Origin of the sequence: Chryseobacterium sp. 2TAF14 (assembly GCF_052115105.1) — a bacterium.
Classification (GTDB): Bacteria; Bacteroidota; Bacteroidia; order Flavobacteriales; family Weeksellaceae; genus Chryseobacterium.
Map to the genome: position 1 here is coordinate 1 of NZ_JBFRGA010000261.1, position 2,911 is coordinate 2,911.

At 34.4% G+C, this 2,911-nt stretch carries 2 protein-coding genes; both read right to left on the minus strand.

Going from position 1 to position 2,911, the window contains the following annotated elements; translation table 11 throughout:
* Positions 1 to 998, minus strand: a 998-nt coding sequence (locus tag AB4Y90_RS17115; RefSeq protein ID WP_441558773.1) for a hypothetical protein, incomplete at its 3' end; no start/stop codon positions are given.
* Positions 999 to 1,064: 66 nt separating this feature from the next.
* Complete coding sequence (locus AB4Y90_RS17120) at positions 1,065 to 2,897, minus strand: YfbK domain-containing protein (protein ID WP_441558774.1); 1,833 nt, start codon at positions 2,895 to 2,897, stop codon at positions 1,065 to 1,067.
* Positions 2,898 to 2,911 lie beyond the last annotated feature (14 nt).

Below are 2,911 nucleotides of genomic sequence, written 5' to 3' on the forward strand. Positions count from 1 at the left end.
CTGTTGAAAAGTCCGATTCTGTTTGTATTCGTCGCTTTGTTTTCTTCATAATTAAAGCCCGCATTCAATTTAAATTTTAAAATTTCAGTGCTAAATTTAGCTTTAAAAGAATTTGCAATATCATATTGATCAATAAAATACATTTGATCTTTTCGCTGTCCAATGCTTAAAGAAAGCCGCGCATCTTCGTTGTAGCCACCACTTTTAATAAGTGCATTTACATTCAACTGATTGCTGTAACCCACAGTTGTTTTAAAAAGATTGTTATTGTAAGCTTTTGCCGGAGAAACCGCATCTGGCAAACCCACCAACTGCCCATTGACATCGTAATCATAAGCTTGCCCGTTGAAGCCTAAAGTAGAAATATCGGGTCCGAAACTAAACATTTCACCGGAATCCGGTCCTTTCCAAACGGGAAAACCGTTTTCAGATCTTCCCTGAACATACCTGCTTTGAGTCTGAGGAATTCTGTTTCTGTTTTTTACATCTAAAGAAGTACTGAAACTTCCGTTGAAAACTAGATATTTTCCGGGTTGGCTTTTAATTTTATATAAAGAATCTGACTTCAGCTTAAGCTTTCTGACAGCAGAAAAATGACGGTCTGAATTTTTCCGTAAAGAATCATAAGAATTTTCTATGCTGAATTCATCATTTTCCGGCTTTTCCAGAAGACTTTCGTAATCTTTAGAGTGTATATTTTCAACATTTTTTTTTGATATTCTTCTTTCTAAAAGATATTTAAGCTCATAAACGCCTCCAACTACTTCAGTATTTTTACCGTTGTTCCAAACTAAGGTATCGTATTCTTTTGCAGCGATAATGGCGTATCCTTTTTCATCAGTTAATTCATAAACTCCGCTGTTTTTATTAAAAATTTTAAGAAAATTCTGAGGTTTTTTCTTTTCATTGAGAAAAGTTCCCGAATAATAACGCTGAGAGTTCTGTGCAAAGGCAAACTGCACTGCAAATGCAGACAATATCAAATAAACTTTTTTCATCTTCAATAATATTTCTAAAAATAGAGAAAAAAAAGAAATCTCCGAAGAAATTTCTTTTTTGAAATGCTATTTCTGTGTCGACCTGTATGTTTCAATCAATCTCACAAACTCTGCTCTGTAGCCTTCATCATCTTTTCCTCTTCCTTTTTTGGCAAGATTTTCAATCTCCTTTAAATCTTTATTTTTAATTAAATCAGAATTTCTCAAAACCAAACCAAACCAAGCTACAGACGAAGCAAATTTAAAATCCGGACTCGCCGATGAAAACGAAGATTCTGTATTTTTTACCACGTGAATAATTTCCGAACTCGTATCTCCATCAGGTTTTTTATACCTGAATTTTACGGTAGCCAATTCATCATTAAAATTTTCATCACTTGTGCTTTTAGTATATTTTAAATCATTTTCTTTAGGTAAAAATTCAGAATTTACATTGCTAGGAATGATTTCGTACAAAGCCGTTACGGTGTGACCGCTTCCTAATTCTCCCGCATCAATTTTATCATTTGTAAAATCTTCATTTTTCAATTTACGATTTTCGTAACCTATTAAGCGATACGATTTTACATATTTTGGGTTAAACTCAATCTGAATTTTCACATCTTTAGCAATGGCATACATATTTCCGGCAAACTCTTTCCCCAAAAACTTGTTAGCTTCCTGAAGGTTGTCGATATAAGCATAATTTCCGTTGCCTTTGTTGGCTAAAGTTTCCATGCGGTTATCTTTAAAATTCCCCATTCCGAAGCCTAAACACGTAAGAAAAACGCCTGATTTTCTTTTTTCTTCCACCAAAGTCTGCAAATCTCCCGTTGAAGAAGCTCCAACATTAAAATCTCCGTCAGTTGCGATAATAACACGGTTGTTTCCGTTTTTTATGAAATTTTCCTGTGCGAGTTTGTAAGCCAATTCAATTCCTTCACCTCCTGCAGTACTTCCTCCAGCCTGAAGCTTATCCAAAGCTTCAATAATTTTTACTTTTTCTTTGGCTGAGGTCGGCGGTAAAACCATTCCTGCGCTTCCTGCATACACAACAATTCCCACTCTATCGGTCGGTCTCAGTTGGTCTAAAAGGACTTTAAAAGATGATTTTAACAATGGTAATTTATTCGCACTTTCCATAGAACCTGAAACATCGATCAGGAAAACAAAGTTTGAATTCGGAAGTTTGCTCACCGGGATTTCTTTTCCCTGCAAACCTATTTTCAGCAATTTATGCTTGTTATTCCATGGTGAATCGTTGTATTCTGTATTGATTGAAAACGGCTGATCATTTTTCGGCTGCGGATAATCATATTTAAAATAATTAATCATTTCCTCGATTCTTACCGCATTTTTATTTACAGTTTCACCATTATTAATCATTCTTCGGATGTTGGAATAAGCCGCTTTATCTACATCAATCGAAAAGGTAGAAACCGATTGATTTTTTGTCAATTCAAAAGGGTTTTCTACGAATGCATCATATTCTTCATTATTCTGCTTCTGAATTTGTTTCGATAAATTAATACTGTCCTGAACTTTCTGCAATTTTTCAAAAGCTTTTCTTTCTTTTCGTGAAAGCTTTTTGGTTTTAACAACAATAACGCCATTTGAAGCTCTGTTTCCGTAGATTGCTGTTGCCGAAGCGTCTTTTAAAATAGAAACACTTTCAATGGTATTCGGATTTAATTTCCGAAACTCTGCATCACTCTGAATAACACCATTGATAACATATAAAGGCTGATTAGTTGTATTTAAACTGCTCAATCCTCTTATAATAATTGGGTTAGAAGAGCCTGGAATTCCTGAATTTGGTGTTATTTGCAAACCTGAAACGGTTCCAACTAAAGCTTGTGAAATATTATTGCTTTGTTTGAATTCATTTCTGATATTATTATAATCTCCCCTTCCACCAATTTGAGAACCTGAAT